The 15,973-nt window shown below is 70.0% G+C and carries 12 protein-coding genes; 9 read left to right on the top strand and 3 right to left on the bottom strand.

Annotated features, from left to right (window positions below; genetic code table 11):
• The first annotated feature begins 18 nt into the window (after nt 1–18).
• A complete protein-coding gene (locus AB0M67_RS16720; protein WP_365746118.1) occupies nt 19–1,224 on the top strand; it encodes a cytochrome P450 in 1,206 nt (401 codons plus the stop codon).
• Between the two features lie 149 nt (nt 1,225–1,373).
• Here the strand turns inward: AB0M67_RS16720 and AB0M67_RS16715 are convergent, their stop codons facing one another.
• A complete protein-coding gene (locus AB0M67_RS16715) occupies nt 1,374–2,342 on the bottom strand; it encodes a 5-dehydro-4-deoxyglucarate dehydratase (protein ID WP_365746117.1) in 969 nt (322 codons plus the stop codon).
• A gap of 155 nt (nt 2,343–2,497) precedes the next feature.
• Between AB0M67_RS16715 and AB0M67_RS16710 the strand changes: the two genes are divergently transcribed.
• A complete protein-coding gene (locus AB0M67_RS16710; protein ID WP_365746116.1) occupies nt 2,498–3,292 on the top strand; it encodes an IclR family transcriptional regulator in 795 nt (264 codons plus the stop codon).
• Nucleotides 3,293–3,461: 169 nt separating this feature from the next.
• Here the strand turns inward: AB0M67_RS16710 and AB0M67_RS16705 are convergent, their stop codons facing one another.
• Nucleotides 3,462–4,832 (bottom strand): cation:dicarboxylase symporter family transporter, encoded by a 1,371-nt coding sequence (locus tag AB0M67_RS16705; protein WP_365746115.1) that lies wholly within the window; start codon nt 4,830–4,832, stop codon nt 3,462–3,464.
• A gap of 136 nt (nt 4,833–4,968) precedes the next feature.
• Here AB0M67_RS16705 and AB0M67_RS16700 point away from each other — a divergent pair, with 136 nt between their 5' ends.
• The 5 genes from AB0M67_RS16700 (at nt 4,969) to AB0M67_RS16680 (ending at nt 10,761) form a co-directional block, all read left to right on the top strand.
• Nucleotides 4,969–6,621 carry a sensor histidine kinase gene (locus AB0M67_RS16700; protein ID WP_365746114.1) on the top strand — a complete coding sequence of 551 codons (1,653 nt, stop codon included), beginning with the start codon at nt 4,969–4,971 and terminating at the stop codon, nt 6,619–6,621.
• Nucleotides 6,618–7,316 (top strand): response regulator, encoded by a 699-nt coding sequence (locus tag AB0M67_RS16695; RefSeq protein WP_365746113.1) that lies wholly within the window; start codon nt 6,618–6,620, stop codon nt 7,314–7,316. The genes AB0M67_RS16700 and AB0M67_RS16695 overlap by 4 nt, the downstream gene beginning before the upstream one ends.
• A gap of 385 nt (nt 7,317–7,701) precedes the next feature.
• On the top strand, nt 7,702–9,054 hold the full coding sequence (locus AB0M67_RS16690; protein ID WP_365746112.1) for an ABC transporter substrate-binding protein: 1,353 nt from the start codon (nt 7,702–7,704) through the stop codon (nt 9,052–9,054).
• Complete coding sequence (locus AB0M67_RS16685) at nt 9,051–9,932, top strand: sugar ABC transporter permease (RefSeq protein WP_365746111.1); 882 nt, start codon at nt 9,051–9,053, stop codon at nt 9,930–9,932. The genes AB0M67_RS16690 and AB0M67_RS16685 overlap by 4 nt, the downstream gene beginning before the upstream one ends.
• Before the next feature lies 1 nt (nt 9,933).
• Nucleotides 9,934–10,761, top strand: coding sequence for a carbohydrate ABC transporter permease (locus AB0M67_RS16680; RefSeq protein ID WP_365746109.1), 828 nt, complete (start codon nt 9,934–9,936; stop codon nt 10,759–10,761).
• Between the two features lie 347 nt (nt 10,762–11,108).
• Here the strand turns inward: AB0M67_RS16680 and AB0M67_RS16675 are convergent, their stop codons facing one another.
• Nucleotides 11,109–12,134 (bottom strand): ATP-dependent 6-phosphofructokinase, encoded by a 1,026-nt coding sequence (locus AB0M67_RS16675; protein WP_030351931.1) that lies wholly within the window; start codon nt 12,132–12,134, stop codon nt 11,109–11,111.
• A 393-nt stretch (nt 12,135–12,527) separates the two neighbouring features.
• On the opposite strand from AB0M67_RS16675, the gene pta reads away from it, so the two are divergent.
• A complete protein-coding gene (gene pta, locus AB0M67_RS16670) occupies nt 12,528–14,603 on the top strand; it encodes a phosphate acetyltransferase (protein ID WP_365746108.1) in 2,076 nt (691 codons plus the stop codon).
• An 80-nt stretch (nt 14,604–14,683) separates the two neighbouring features.
• Nucleotides 14,684–15,949 carry an acetate kinase gene (locus tag AB0M67_RS16665; protein WP_365746107.1) on the top strand — a complete coding sequence of 422 codons (1,266 nt, stop codon included), beginning with the start codon at nt 14,684–14,686 and terminating at the stop codon, nt 15,947–15,949.
• The last annotated feature ends 24 nt before the right edge of the window (nt 15,950–15,973 follow it).

The raw sequence follows: 15,973 nt of genomic DNA, 5'->3' as shown, positions 1-15,973 counted from the left end.
CTCGTCCTGGAGTACGCGATGACCGAAATCGGGGAAACGACCACCTGTCCGTTCGACTTCAGCAAGGGCATGGACTTCGATCCCTCGCTCGGTGACCTCATGTCCCAGGGGCCCGTCACCCGGATCCGGCTGCCCTACGGTGAGGCGGACGCGTGGCTCGTCACGAACTTCGACGGGGTACGGCAGGTGACGACCGATCCCCGGTTCAGCCGCGCGGGGATCATGAGCCACAACTACCCCAGGATGACGCCGGAGCCGATCGTCTCCCCCGAGTCGATCAATGTGATGGACCCGCCCATCAGCAGCCGACTGCGGCGGCTGGCCTCGCAGGCGTTCACGCCGCGGCATGTGGACCGGATGCGGCCCGCCGTCGAGGGCATCGTCGATCAGCTCCTCGACGAGATGGCCGCGGACGGCCCGCCGGCCGACCTGGCCGGGCATCTGTCGAACAAGCTTCCCCAGCACACCATCTGCGAGCTGCTGGGCATCGCGCCGCCGGACCGGCCGCGGATGCAGGAGTACGCCCATCAGCTGCTGTCCACGGCCCCCGACTCGCGCCAGGCGGCCGCGGACGCCAAGGCGCGGCTTCGGGAGTACTTCGGCGGGCTGGTGGCGGAGCGGCGGCGCGCCCCCGGGGACGATCTGATCAGCACGCTGGCCGCCGCCAAGGACGGCGATGACGCCCTGGACGACAAGGACCTGGCGGTCATGTCGCTGACGCTCATGCTGAGCGGCCATGACACGGCGACCTGTCAGATCAGCAATATCGCGTTCCTCCTGCTCACCCGCCCCGAGCTGATGGACCTGGTGCGGAGTCGGCCCGAGTCGCTCAGGCAGGTGCTGGACGAGCTGCTCCGGTACATCCCCTTCCGCAAGGGGGTGGGCATTCCGCGCGTCGCCATGGAGGACGTGGAGATGGGCGGGGTACGGATCCGGGCCGGTGACTTCGTCCATGTGTCGTATCTGACGGCGAACCGCGATCCGGAGCGGTTCCCCGACCCCGATGTCATCGACCCGCACCGGCCGCCCACTCCGCATATGACGTTCGGGTGGGGCGGCCACCGCTGTATCGCGGCTCCCCTGGCCATGGCGGAGCTGGAGGCCACCATCGGCCGTCTGCTGGACCGCTTCCCGGGGCTGCGGCTCGCGGTGCCCGCCGAGGAGCTGCGCTGGGACACGGAGACGATCCGGCGCTTCCCGCACGAGCTGCCGGTGGCCTGGTAGGCAGCCCGCCCCGGACCGGCGCCGTCCGTGCCGCTGCCGTCCGTACCGATGCCCGATCACATCGGTACGGACGGCAGCGATACGGACGGCCGGTCCAGGGGCGGGCGGCACCGTCACCGCCGCCACGATCCCGACCGCCGACAGGCCGATCAGCTCGTGGCTCCTACGAGGTCAAGTCCCGCGGCGAGCAGCTCTTCGAGCGCCGCGAGATCGTCCGGCCCCGGGTCCGTGAGCGGTGCCCGCACCGGCCCGACCGGCAGCCCGCGCAGCCGCGCCGCGGCCTTGACCAGTGAGACCGCGTAGCCGGTGCCGCGGTCGCGCAGCTCGACGAGCGGCACGAAGAAGCCCCGCAGCAGCCGCTCGACGGCCGTGTCGTCGCCGTCGCGCCGCGCGGCGAAGAAGGCGTTGGCGATCTCGGGCGCGAAGGCGTGCACGGCGGAGGAGTACGCGGTGACGCCGATGCTCGCGTACTGCCTGGCCTGGACCTCGGCGGTGGCGGCACCGTTGAAGAAGAGGAAGTCCTCCGGCGCGGCCAGCTTGAGGCGTTGCAGCCGGTCGAGGTCGCTGTGGCCGTCCTTGAGGCCGATGACTCCGGGGATCCCGGCCAGTTCGCGGACGCCTTCGACGCCGAAGGTGACCTGGTCGCGCTGGTAGGCGATGAGCGGCAGCCGGGTACGGGTGGCGATCTGGCGCAGTTGCGCCACGAGGCCGGCCCCCGGCGCCCTGACGAGGTAGTGCGGCAGTACGAGCGCGGCGTCCGCCCCCGCCTCCTCCGCGATCCGGGCGAAGCGCGCGGCCTGCGCCCAGCCGTAACCGATCCCGGCGACGACCGGCAGCCGTCCGTCGGCCTCCTGTACGGACGCGGTGATCACCTGCCGGTACTCGTCCTCGTCGAGGGAGAAGAACTCTCCGGTGCCGCACGCGGGGAAGAGCGCTCCGGGGCCCGTCTCGATCTGGGCGGCGAGGTAGTCGCGGAACGCGGGCAGATCGAGCGCGGGGCCGCCGGGCCCGCCCCGCTCGCCGGTGAAGCTGGTGAGCGGGAAGGAGAGCACCCCCTTTTCCATGCCGTCGCGCAGCCGGGCCGTCGTCGTCGCCGCGTCGGCCGTGAGGGCCACCATGCGATCGTCTCCCCATATAGATGATGTCTACGTATGAGGATGGAGATTAGGGATGTGGACCGGGGTCGTCAATGGGTGCGGCAGCGACAGCGGCCGTATCGCCGCCGTGCGGCAGCCGTACGCCCGCCGCACCGCCGCCGATTACGATCTGAGCCATGTCCGACGACAGCGGCGGCGTACGCGAAGTGAAGTCGGCGGCCCGCACCGTCGAGCTGCTGGAGGTCCTCGCGGCCCGGGGCGACCGGCCCGCCCGGCTGCGTGAGCTCGCCGAGGAGCTGGACGTACCGCGCAGCAGCATGTACGCGCTGCTCCAGACGCTGATCGACCGCGGCTGGGTCCGTACGGACACCACGGGATCGCTGTACGGCATCGGCATCCGGGTGCTGCTCACCGGCACCAGCTATCTGGACGCCGACCCGCGCGTGGGCGCCGCGCGTCCGTTCCTTGACGAGGCGTCCGACGAGCTCGGCGAGACGATCCACCTCGCCCGGCTGGACGGCGGCGATGTCGTCTATCTCGCCACCCGCGAGTCGCACGAGTATCTGCGCCCGGTCAGCAGGGTCGGCCGCAGACTGCCGGCGCACGCCGGGGCGCTCGGCAAGGCGCTGCTCGCGGAGCGCGACCCGGCACGGCTGCCACTGCCGGAGGGCCCGCTGCGGCGGCTGACCCCCCGTACCCACCCCGATCGCGCGTCACTCGCCGCGGATCTGGAACGGGTTCGGGAGCGCGGCTTCGCGATCGACCGCGAGGAAAGCATGGCGGGCATCACCGGGTTCGGCTTCGCGCTGCGTTACGACGTACCCGCCACGGACGCCGTCAGCTGCTCGGTGCCGACCACGCGTCTGACGGAGGAGCACGAGCGGCGGATCGTCGTGGTCATGCGGGAGATCAGGGCCAAGATCGAGGCGGCGGCACCGAGGGCGGCGGGTTCGGCTCCGCAGTGGCGGTAGGGCCTGCCCCCCACCCACACGAGCACGACAGACCGGCAGCACAACCGGCAGCACAGCAAACCGGCACCACGACAGACCGGCCGTACGGAAGCGTCTCCGTACGGCCGGTCTTCGTGGGGCCGGGGTGAGGGGGGAGACCCCGGCCGGGATCATGGTGCGAGAGGGAGGATCAGACCCCCGCCTTGTCCGCCTTCTCCAGGCCGCGCGGCTCGGGCACGCTCTGGGGCGCGTCCCCCGCCTCGTCGGCCGGACCGTGGTCGTCCACCAGGGTCTTCTCGTCGAACGGAATCTTTCCGGCCAGCACCTCGTTCACGCGCTGCTTGTCGATCTCCTTGGTCCATGTGCCGACCAGGACCGTGGCGACCGCGTTGCCCGCGAAGTTCGTCATGGCACGCGCCTCGCTCATGAAGCGGTCGATACCGACGATCAGACCGACACCGTCGACCAGTTCGGGCCGGTGCGACTGGAGACCGCCGGCCAGCGTCGCCAGACCCGCGCCGGTGACACCCGCCGCGCCCTTGGACGCGATGATCATGAAGAGGAGCAGCGAGACCTGTTCACCGATCGAGAGCGGGTCACCCATGCCCTCGGCGATGAAGAGCGAGGCCATCGTCAGATAGATGGCCGTGCCGTCCAGGTTGAAGGAGTAGCCGGTCGGGACGGTGATACCGACGACGGGCTTGCTGACACCCAGGTGCTCCATCTTCGCGATGAGCCGCGGCAGCGCCGACTCGGAGGAGGAGGTCGAGAGGATCAGCAGGAACTCACGGCCCAGGTACTTCAGCAGCGTGAAGATGTTCAGGCCCGCGACCAGCCGCAGCAGCGCGCCGAGGACGACGAAGACGAAGAGCGCGCAGGTGATGTAGAAGCCGATCATGATGATCGCGAGCGACTTCAGCGCGTCGAGGCCGGTCTCGCCGACCACCGCCGCGATGGCACCGAAGGCACCGACCGGCGCGGCCCACATGATCATCGCGAGCATCCGGAAGACCAGGCGCTGGATGTGCCCGATGCCCCGCAGCACCGGCTCGCCCGCGGAGCCCATGGCCTGCAGCGCGAAGCCCGCCAGCAGCGCGACCATCAGCGTCTGGAGGACCGAGCCCTCGGTGAAGGCGGAGACGATCGTCGTCGGGATGATGCCGAGCAGGAAGTCCGCGGTGGACTCGCTCGCACCGGTCGCCTGGGCGGCGCCCGCTTCACGGGTGGCCTCGGTGAGGTGGAGACCCGAACCGGGCTCCAGGATGTTTCCGACGACCAGGCCGATGGCCAGGGCGACGGTCGACATCGCCATGAAGTAGCCGAGGGCGAGCCCGCCGACCGCGCCGACCTTGGCGGCCTTCCTGACCGACCCGACTCCCAGCACGATCGTGCAGAAGATCACGGGCGAGATCATCATCTTGATGAGGTTCACGAAGCCGGTACCGATCGGCTTCAGTTCGACGGCCACGCCAGGAGCCGCGAAGCCCACCAGAATGCCGAGCGCGACGGCGACGATCACCGCGATGTACAGATAGTGGGTACGGTCCCGCCTTGCGGCCACGGGTCCTCCTCGACTCGTCTCCTGCGAATCCCCCGTCCCTGTCCCGAGGGGTCCCGGTGACTATCCACCACCGTGTGATGCCGGTCACCCTTACGTTCATTTCGTTCATATGAATCCGGCCAGGCATTCTTGTTTCATGCATCTGCCGCTTCCCCGCAGTCTCGCCGCCCAGCTCTTCGCGATGCAGGTCGTGCTGGTCGCGGCTGTCGTCGCGGGGTGCGCGGTCTTCGCGTTCGTCACCGGTCGCGCCAATACCGGTGAGACCGCGCGCAAGCAGGTTCTGGCCACGGCGTACACGCTCGCCGACTCACCATCGGTACGGGAGGCGATCCGTACCCCGGATCCGAGCGCCGCACTCCAGCCCTACGCGGAGCGCGTGCGGCTGGACACCGGAATCGACTTCATCACGATCATGAACCCGGAGGGGATCCGCTGGACACACCCCGACCCGGCGCAGATCGGGATGCCCTTCCTGGGCCGCACGGCGCCCGCGCTGCGCGGCGAGACCTTCACCGAGACCTACACGGGCACGCTCGGCCCCTCGGTCCGGGCGGTCACCCCCGTACGGGACGGCGACCGGATCACCGGTCTGGTCAGCGTCGGGATCACCGTGGACCGGATCTCCAGCGAGGTCACCCAGCAGGTCAGGGTGCTGGCCATGGCGGCGGGCGCGGCCTTGGCGATCGGTGGTCTGGGTACGTATGTGATCAACGCGCGGCTGCGCCGGCACACCCACGGGATGAACGCGGCGGAGCTGAGCCGGATGCACGATTACCACGAGGCGGCGCTGCACGCCGTGAGCGAGGGGCTGCTGATGCTCGACGGCGGGCGCAGGATCGCGCTGATGAACGACGGCGGGCGCGAGTTGCTCGGTCTGGACGACTCCGCGGTGGGCCGCCCCATCGCCGAACTGGGGCTGCCCGCCCCGCTCACCGGCGCGCTGCTGGCCTCGGAGCCCCGGGTGGACGAGGCACATATGACCGCCGACCGGGTCGTGGTCGTGAACACGCGGCCGGTGGTCGGCGGGGAGCAGCGCGGTACGGTCGTCACCTTGCGCGACCACACCGAACTTCAGGCGCTGTCGGGCGAGTTGGACTCGGAGCGGGGCTTCACCCAGGCCCTGCGCTCACAGGCGCACGAGGCGGCCAACCGGCTGCACACGGTGGTGTCGCTGATCGAACTGGGACGGGTGGAGCAGGCGGTGGAGTTCGCCACGGCGGAGCTTGAGCTGGCGCAGGCGCTCACCGACCGGGTAGTGGGCGCGGTCGGCGAGCCGGTCCTCGCGGCCCTGCTGCTGGGGAAGGCGGCGCAGGCCAATGAACGCGGTGTGGAACTGGAGCTCGCCGAGAACAGCCGGATCGACGACGGTGTCCTCCCGTCGACGCTCCCGGCGCGCGATCTGGTGACCATCCTGGGCAATCTGATCGACAACGCGATGGACGCGGCGCAGGGCGGCGAGGGCGCGCGGATCATCGTGACGGCCCTGGTGGAGGGCGGCGAACTACTGCTGGGCGTTCGGGACACCGGCGCCGGGGTCGCTCCCGGCGACTTGGACGAGGTGTTCCGGCGCGGCTGGTCGACCCGGGGGCCCGGGCGCGGTCTCGGTCTGGCGCTCGTACGGCAGGCGGTGCATCGCGCGCGGGGGACGGTGAAGCTCGCGGAGGGTCCTGAGGGCGGCGCGGAGTTCACCGTACGGCTGCCGCTGGCGGGGCGGCCCGGCCCCGATCCGGCCGGCGGGCCGGTCATCGCCGCCAGGACCGCCGACGACGGGATGGAGGCGGCCCGGTGAGCCCCGGCCCCGGAGGTACGCCGATCCGCGTTCTCGTGGTCGAGGACGACCCGGTCGCGGCGGACGCCCATCAGCTGTACGTCGGCCGGGTCCCCGGCTTCGCCGTCGCGGGCGTCGCCCACTCCCGGGTGGAGGCCGGCCGGCTGCTGGAGCGTACGGACATCGATCTGATCCTCCTCGACCTGTACCTCCCGGACGGACACGGCCTCCAGCTCCTGCGCAGCCTGCGGGCCGGCGGGCACCACGCGGATGTCATCGCGGTCACCTCGGCGCGCGATCTCGCGGTGGTACGGGAAGGTGTGTCGCTCGGGGTCGTCCAGTACGTACTGAAGCCCTTCACCTTCGCGACCCTCCGTGACCGGCTCGTACGGTACGCCGAGTTCCGGGCGGCGGCGGGCGAGGCGAGCGGCCAGGACGAGGTGGACCGGGCGCTCGGCGCGCTCCGGGCGCCCCAGCCCGCCTCGCTGCCGAAGGGGCTGAGCGCCCCGACACTGGAGGCGGTGACCCGTACGCTGCGCGCGTCGGCCGATGGACTCACCGCCGCCGAGGCCGGAGCCAAGGTGGGCATCTCCCGGATCACCGCGCGCCGCTATCTGGAACATCTGGTCACCAACGGACGGGCGCAGCGCAGCCCGCAGTACGGCCAGGTCGGGCGCCCCGAGCTGCAGTACCGCTGGCTCCCCGCGACCCACTGACCGGACCGCGATCCGCGCGAGGCGTACCGGAAGCCGCCCTAGGTCCTGTCTGACAAAAAGCGCCGTCCGCCCGAAGGGTGGGGCTCGCGGCGTCTGGTGCACTACGTTCGCTGCGCTCTCTCCGTCTCGGCGCCTTGACTGCTCCTTTGGATGCCGAGCGGCGATCGCAAGGCGGAGGGTCTCCCCAGTACTGGACGTACTGGGGTGATCCGACAACGCGGCGAGCGTGCGTGCCAGGCGTCGCGAGCCAGGCGGGATTTGTCAGACAGGGCCTAGTCACCGTACGCGGGGCGCCAACCACTCGACCCTGCACGGGGATTGACCTTGGTATTGGCCCAGTCCTACGGTCGCGGCAGCCCACTGTGGCTCAGAGGAGGTCGTGCCCGTGCGCCCCACCGCCCCGCTGGTCCTCGTCGCCGTGCTCGCCGCCGGTTCGCTCACGGCGTGCGGCGGCGGTTCAGGAAGCGATCCCGACACCGTCAAGGTCGCCTACAACCGCTCGACGGACAACAAGATCCGCTTCAAGGACAACTATCTGGAGTCCATGAAGCGGCAGTTCGAGAAGGAGAATCCGGGCAAGAAGGTCGAGCTCATCCCGATCCAGGCCCCGGACAACGACTACGCCACCAAGGCGCAGCAGATGATGCGCTCCCCGAAGACCGCCCCCGATCTGGTCTACGAGGACACGTTCCGGATCAACTCCGACATCAAGGCCGGCTATCTGCGCCCGCTGGACGAGTACTTGGCGAAGTGGGCCGACTGGGACCAGTTCGTCGACTCGGCGAAGTCGGCGGCGAAGGCGGAGGACGGCAAGACATACGGAGTCCCCGACGGCACCGACACCCGCGGCCTCTGGTTCAACAAGGAGATCTTCGCGAAGGCGGGGCTGCCCGCCGACTGGCAGCCCAAGAACTGGGCGGAGGTCCTGGACGCGGCCCGTGCCGTAAAGCGGAAGGTCCCCGGGGTCATCCCGCTCAACGTCTACACCGGCAAGGGCCCCGGCGAGGCGGCCGTGATGCAGGGCTTCGAGATGCTGCTGTACGGCACGGGCGCCGACCCGCTCTACGACGCCTCCGCCAAGAAGTGGGTGACGGGCGGCCAGGGCTTCCGGGACGCGCTGGGCTTCGTCCGGACGGTGTACGGCGAGAAGCTCGGCCCGGATGTCTCCGACGCCCTCGACCCCAACGTCGGCACGCGCGTCGCCACGGAGTGGTTCCCGGAGGGCAAGCTGGCGATCTCTCTGGACGGATCCTGGATGGGCCAGAACTGGATCAACAAGGGCCCCAAGGAGTGGCCGGACTGGTCGAAGGATCTCGCGCAGACACCGATGCCGACGCAGCACGGTCAGGCACCGGGCAAGGTGTCGATGTCGGGCGGCTGGACATGGGCGATCCCGGCCAAGGCCAAGAACCCCGATCTCGCCTGGGAGTTCATCACGACGCAGCAGACCAAGGAGAACGCGGTCGAGTGGGACATCGTCGGCGCGCAGATCGCCGTACGGAAGGATGTGGCGGCCGACCCGCGCTATCTCAGGTCCATGCCGGGCATCGAATTCTTCACCGGGCTGGTCGAGTTCACGCACTACCGCCCGGCCCTGCCCGTCTATCCGCAGGTCTCCTCGGCGATCGGCGAGGCGATGGAGACGGTGACGACGGGTGACGGCTCGCCCGAGCAGGCGGCGAAGGAGTACGACGACCAGCTGAAGACCCTCACCGACGGCGCGGTGGCCGGCAGGTGAGCACCGCGCACGCGGGCCGCCGGCCGGGCCGGCTGTGGCGCTGGGTGCCACTCGCTCCCGCCACACTTCTGCTGGTGCTCTTCCTGGCCGGCCCCATCGTCTACTGCGTCTGGATCGCCTTCACCAACACCCAGCTCACCGGCTCGTCCTCCTCGGACTTCGTGGGCCTGGCGAACTTCCGCCGGGCCTTCGCCGACGAGAACTTCCGCAACGCCGTCTGGCTGACGCTGGTCTTCACCCTCGTCTCCTCCATCGTCGGCCAGAACACCCTGGGACTCGCCCTCGCCGGCCTGATGCGGGCCGCGTCCCGGCCGGTCCGTACCCTCACCGGCGCCCTGGTCATCGCCGCCTGGGTACTGCCGGAGATCGTCGCGGCGTTCCTGCTCTACGCCTTCTTCCGCCGCGAGGGCACACTCAACGCGGTCCTGGACTGGCTCCAACTCCCCTCCCAGAACTGGCTGTACACCCTGCCGATCCTGGCGGTGTCCTTCGCCAACGTCTGGCGCGGCACGGCGTTCTCGATGCTGATCTACTCCGCCGCGCTCTCCGAGATCCCCAAGGACATCACGGAGGCGGCGCAGGTCGACGGCGCGAGCGGGGTGCGCAGGCTCTGGCACATCACCCTGCCGATGATCCGCCGCTCCATCGGCACGAACCTGATGCTCAACACGCTCTCCACCCTCTCCGTCTTCGGTCTGATCTGGGCGATGACGCGTGGCGGCCCCGGCAACCGAAGCCAGACCCTGCCGGTCTTCATGTACGACCAGGCCTTCCAGAAGAGCCTGATCGGCTACGGAACGGCGGTCGCGCTGCTCCTTCTGCTGGTCGGCTCGCTCTTCTCCCTCGTCTATCTGCGCCTGATGAAGGTGGAGGTCTGACGTGCTGAGCCGGCACACCCGCACCCGTCTCTCGGCCGACGCCGCGCTGCTCCTGACCGCTGCCGCGTTCGCCCTGCCGCTGCTCTGGCTGGCACTCGCCTCGGTCGACGCCGACGCGGATCTGCGCGTACGGGCCCCGTCGTCGCTCACCGGCGACAACTTCAGCGCGGTCCTCACCGACGAGATCACCTTCACGCCGATGCTCAACAGCCTGCTGCTGTGCGGCAGCGCGACGGTCCTGACCGTGATCTGCGCGGCGCTGGCGGCGTACCCGCTCTCCCGCTACCGCTCGCGCTTCAACCGGCCGTATCTGCTGACGATCCTGTTCACGACCTGCCTCCCGATCACGGCGATCATGGTGCCGGTGTACGGGCTGTTCGTCCAGGTCGACCTCATCGACACCACGTACGGCACGTCCCTCTTTCTCGCCACGTCCCAACTGCCCTTCTCCATCTGGCTGATGAAGAACTTCATGGACGGGGTGCCGACGGTCCTCGAAGAGGCGGCCTGGACGGACGGGGCGTCGAACTTCCAGACGCTGACGCGGGTGGTGCTGCCGCTGATGGGGCCGGGGGTGACCGTGGTGACGATCTACACGTTCATCCAGCTGTGGGGGAACTTCTTCGTACCGTTCATGCTGCTGCTGAGCCCGGACCAACTGCCCGCGTCCGTCTCGATCTTCACTTTCTTCGGCAACTACGGGTCGGTGATCTACGGGCAGTTGGCGGCGTTCTCGATCTTGTACTCGGCGCCGGTGCTGATCCTGTACGTGCTGATATCGCGGCGGCTGGGCGGGGGATTCGCGCTGGGCGGCGCGGTTAAGGGGTGACGGCGTTGGGTTGCGGTGCGTGTTCGGCTGCCGGGGGCCGGGGCCCCCTCGCGCACGACCGGGCCGCTTGAGCGGGCGGTGAAGGGGGGCGCGCAGGGGTCGTGTCCGGGACGTAGAGCGTGATTTGTGGCGCGCGACCGCCCGTGTCCTGACTGTGGCCAGTGTCGCGCCGTAAATCATGCAGTCCCGGACGCGAGCCCGGAGCGACCACCGGCAACCACCCGCACCCGGCCACGCACCCGCACCCCGCCGGAGGCGCACCGCACACCACCACCGGCCCCCGCCGAAACGCACCCCGGACCACGACCCGCACCCGGAAACCGGCGCCCGCCGAAACGCACCCCTCCTCAGAACACAGACTCCGCTTCGAACATCCTGTTCTCCGGCACCGTCTTGAGCTGCGTCACCGCCTCCGCCAGCGGCACCATCTCCACCGCCGTCCCCCGCAGCGCCGTCATCCGCCCGAACTCCCCCCGGTGCGCCGCCTCCACCGCGTGCCAGCCGAACCGCGTCGCCAGCACCCGGTCGTACGCCGTCGGCGTACCCCCGCGCTGGACATGGCCCAGGATCACCGGCCGTGCCTCCTTGCCGAGGCGGCGCTCCAGCTCCGCCGCCAGTACGTTGCCGATGCCCCGGAAGCGCTCGTGCCCGAACTGGTCGATCTCGCCCTTGCCGTACTCCATGGAGTCCTGCGCCGGATGCGCGCCCTCCGCGACGCAGATGACCGCGAACTTCTTGCCCCGCGAGAACCTCGCCTCGACCATCTTGACCAGGCTGTCGACCTCGAAGGGCCGCTCCGGCAGACAGATGCCGTGCGCGCCGCCCGCCATGCCGGACTCCAGCGCGATCCAGCCCGCGTGCCGGCCCATGACCTCGACGACCATGACCCGCTGGTGGGACTCGGCGGTGGTCTTGAGCCGGTCGATCGCCTCGGTGGCGACCGTGACCGCCGTGTCGAAGCCGAAGGTGCGGTCCGTGGAGTAGATGTCGTTGTCGATGGTCTTGGGGACGCCGACGACGGGCATCCCGGCGTCGGAGAGCAGCCGCGCCGCGGTCAGCGTGCCCTCGCCGCCGATCGGGATGAGCGCGTCGATGCCGTACCGGCGGGCCAACTCGGCGCAGTTCTCCGCCGCTTCGCGGAGCCGGCCGCGCTCCAGCCGGGCCGAGCCGAGGATCGTACCGCCGCGGGCCAAGATGCCGCTGACGGCGTTCAGGTCCAGTGGCCGGAAGTGGCCGTCGAGCAGCCCCTTGAAGCCGTCCTCGAAGCCGATGACCTCGTCTCCGTGCCCGGTCATGGCCCGGTGCACGACCGAACGGATCACTGCGTTGAGGCCCGGACAGTCGCCGCCTGCGGTGAGAACTCCGATACGCATCGTGCTGTGTCTCCTGCTCGCTAGTGCTCGCCAGTGCTGTGCTTGTCCGGGAATGATGGGCCCGGGCTTGAGCGGTCCGATCCTCCCACGGGTGATCCGCGCCACGTGCCGACCGCCCGGGCGGCGATCGCGGCTCCGGCGGTCTCGCCGGGCGGTGCCCGGATGCCCGGTCAGGGGGTCCGTTCGGCGGGCGGGAACGGTCCGACCTGGGGTTTTCCGTCGCCGGGCGGGATCTCGTACTCCCCAGGCGACTTAACCACCCCCGGAGGTATTGTCAAGAGGGCATTGCCACCCTAACGGGAATCGCTGATCACAGGAGCCGGGACCTCCTACGGGCCACGGGGCCACCCCGTCGGAGTGGGACGTCCCATGAGCAGGGACGGGAGAGCACGCGTGACGCGCAGCGTGTACGTGACCGGGATCGACCGCGGGGACGGCCGCCAGGTCGTGGAGCTGGGAGTCATGGAGCTACTGACCCGCCAGGTGGACCGGGTGGGGGTCTTCCGTCCGCTGGTCCATGACGGTCCCGACCGGCTCTTCGACTTGTTGCGGGCCCGCTACCGACTGTCACAGGATCCGGCCACGGTGTACGGGCTCGACTACCACGAGGCGTCCGCGCTCCAGGCCGAGCGGGGCACCGACGAGTTGGTCTCGCGGCTGGTCGAGCGGTTCCACCGGGTGGCGCGGGAGTACGAGGTCGTGCTCGTCCTCGGTACGGACTTCGCGGCGACGCAGCTGCCCGACGAGCTGTCGCTCAACGCCCGGCTGGCCAACGAGTTCGGCGCGTCGGTGATACCCGTGGTGGGCGGCAAGGGGCAGACGGCCGAGTCCGTACGGGCCGAGGCGCGCAACGCCCACCGCGCGTACCAGGTACTGGGCTGCGATGTGCTGACCATGGTCGTCAACCGGGTGGCCGCCGAGGACCGTGAGGCGATCGCCGAGGGGCTGACGGCCCAGCTCCCGGTCCCCTGCTATGTACTGCCGGACGAGCCGGCGCTGGCGGCCCCGACGGTGGCCCAGATCACCGCGGCCCTGGGGGGCACGGTGCTGCTCGGGGACGACTCGGGTCTGGCCAGGGACGCGCTGGACTTCGTCTTCGGGGGCGCGATGCTGCCGAACTTCCTGGGCGCGCTGACCCCGGGCTGCATGGTGGTCACCCCCGGGGACCGTGCCGATCTGGTGGTGGGGGCGCTCGCCGCCCACTCCGCGGGGACACCGCCCATAGCGGGGGTGCTGCTCACGCTGGACGAGCGTCCCGAGGACTCGATACTGACGCTGGCGGCGCGGCTCGCGCCCGGCACGCCGGTGGTGTCGGTGCCGGGCCGTTCCTTTCCCACGGCCACCGAACTCTTCGGGCTGGAAGGGAAGTTGAACGCCGCGACGCCACGCAAGGCCGAGACGGCGCTGGGTCTGTTCGAGCGGCATGTGGACACCGCCGCGCTGCTGGCCCGGATGTCGGTGGCGCGCAGCGGCCGGGTGACGCCGATGATGTTCGAGCACGAACTGCTGGAGCAGGCACGCGCGCACCGCCGCCGGGTCGTCCTGCCCGAGGGCGCGGAGGAGCGTGTGCTGCGCGCCGCCGATGTGCTGCTGCGCCGCGATGTGTGCGAGCTGACGCTGCTCGGGGACCCGGATGTCATCCGGAAGAAGGCGGCCGACCTCGGTATCGATCTCTCCACGACGCAGCTGATCGATCCGGCCACCTCCGAGCTGCGCCAGTCCTTCGCGGAGCGGTACGCGGAACTGCGCGCCCACCGGGGCGTGTCGGTGGAGCTGGCGTACGACGTGGTGGCGGACGTCAACTACTTCGGCACGCTGATGGTGCGGGAGGGGCTGGCCGACGGCATGGTCTCCGGCTCCGTGCACTCCACGGCCGCCACCATCCGGCCGGCCTTCGAGATCATCAAGACCCGGACGGACGCCTCCATCGTCTCGTCGGTCTTCTTCATGTGCCTCGCCGACAAGGTGCTGGTGTACGGCGACTGCGCGGTGAACCCGGATCCGGACGCGGCGCAGCTCTCGGACATCGCCGTCCAGTCCGCCGCCACCGCCGCCCGTTTCGGGGTCGAGCCACGGATCGCGATGCTCTCGTACTCCACGGGTACGTCGGGCTCGGGCGCGGATGTCGACAAGGTGCGCGAGGCCACGGAGCTGGTGCGCGCGGCGCGGCCGGATCTGCGGATCGAGGGGCCGATCCAGTACGACGCGGCGGTCGAGCCGTCCGTCGCGGCGACCAAGCTGCCTGAGTCGGAGGTGGCGGGCCGGGCGACGGTGCTGATCTTCCCGGACCTGAACACCGGCAACAACACCTACAAGGCCGTGCAGCGCTCGGCGGGCGCCGTGGCCGTGGGCCCCGTGCTCCAGGGGCTGCGCAAGCCGGTCAACGACCTTTCGCGCGGGGCGCTCGTGCAGGACATTGTGAACACGGTCGCCATCACGGCCATCCAGGCACAGGGCGAGGGCGCGTGAGCACTGCCGCCCACCACGATGACCACGACTCACGACTCCATGGCTATGACTCCTTGCCACGACTCCACGACCACGACTCCATGACTACGACAGAAGGCCGACAGCCCGTGACCGCGCACTCCCCCGCCACCCGTGTCCTCGTCCTCAACTCCGGCTCCTCGTCGCTGAAGTACCAGCTGCTGGAGATGCGGGACAGCTCCCGGCTCGCGGTCGGTCTGGTGGAGCGCATCGGTGAGGAGACCTCGCGGATGGTGCACACCCCGCTCGCCGAAGGGCTCGGTGGGAAGCGCGAGCGTACGGGGAGGATCGCCGACCACGCGGCGGCGCTGGAGGCGGTCGCGGACGAGCTGGCGCGTGACGGGCTGGGGCTCGACTCCCCCGATCTGGCGGCCATCGGTCATCGCGTCGTCCACGGCGGGCTGGAGTTCAGCGAGCCGACCCTCGTCGACGACACCGTGCTGAAGGAGATCGAGCGGCTGGTGCCGGTGGCGCCGCTGCACAATCCGGCGAACCTCATCGGTATCCGTACGGCCCGGATGCTCCGTCCCGATCTGCCGCAGGTCGCGGTCTTCGACACCGCGTTCCACACGACGATGCCGGAGTACGCGGCGCGGTACGCGATCGACACCGCGACGGCCGACGCGCACCGTATCCGCCGCTACGGCTTCCACGGTACGTCGCACGCGTATGTCTCCCGGAGGACGGCCGAGTTGCTCGGCAAGGAGCCGTCCGAGGTGAATGTGATCGTGCTGCATCTCGGCAACGGCGCGTCGGCGTCCGCCGTCGAGGGCGGACGGTGCGTGGACACCTCGATGGGGCTGACACCGCTGGAGGGGCTGGTGATGGGGACACGGTCAGGGGACATCGATCCGGCGGTCACGTTCCATCTGAAGCGTGTCGCCGGAATGTCCGTTGACGAGATCGATGAACTTCTGAACAAAAGGAGTGGTCTGGTCGGCCTCTGCGGGGACAACGACATGCGGGAGATCCGCCGCAGGGTCGACGAGGGCGACGAGCGGGCGGCGCTCGCATTCGACATCTATATCCACCGGTTGAAGAAGTACATCGGCGCTTATACCGCCGTGCTCGGGCGGGTGGACGCCGTGGTCTTCACGGCGGGTGTGGGTGAGAACGCGGCGCCGGTGCGGGAAGCTGCCGTCGCAGGTCTGGAGAGTCTGGGCCTGGCGGTGGACCCGGAGCGCAATACCGTACGTTCCGACGAGCCGCGGATCATCTCGCCGGAGTCCGCCGGGACCGTGGTGGCCGTGGTCCCGACGGACGAGGAGCTGGAGATCGCGCGACAGACCTTCGCACTGGTCGTCGAGGATCGAACGGTCGACGCCTGAGCGGCCTCCCGCCCATTTGTACTT

Source organism: Streptomyces sp. NPDC051662 (genome assembly GCF_040681655.1).
Taxonomy (GTDB): domain Bacteria; phylum Actinomycetota; class Actinomycetes; order Streptomycetales; family Streptomycetaceae; genus Streptomyces.
Note: the sequence above shows the minus strand (reverse complement) of the source record. Positions and strands in the feature narration are given on the sequence as shown.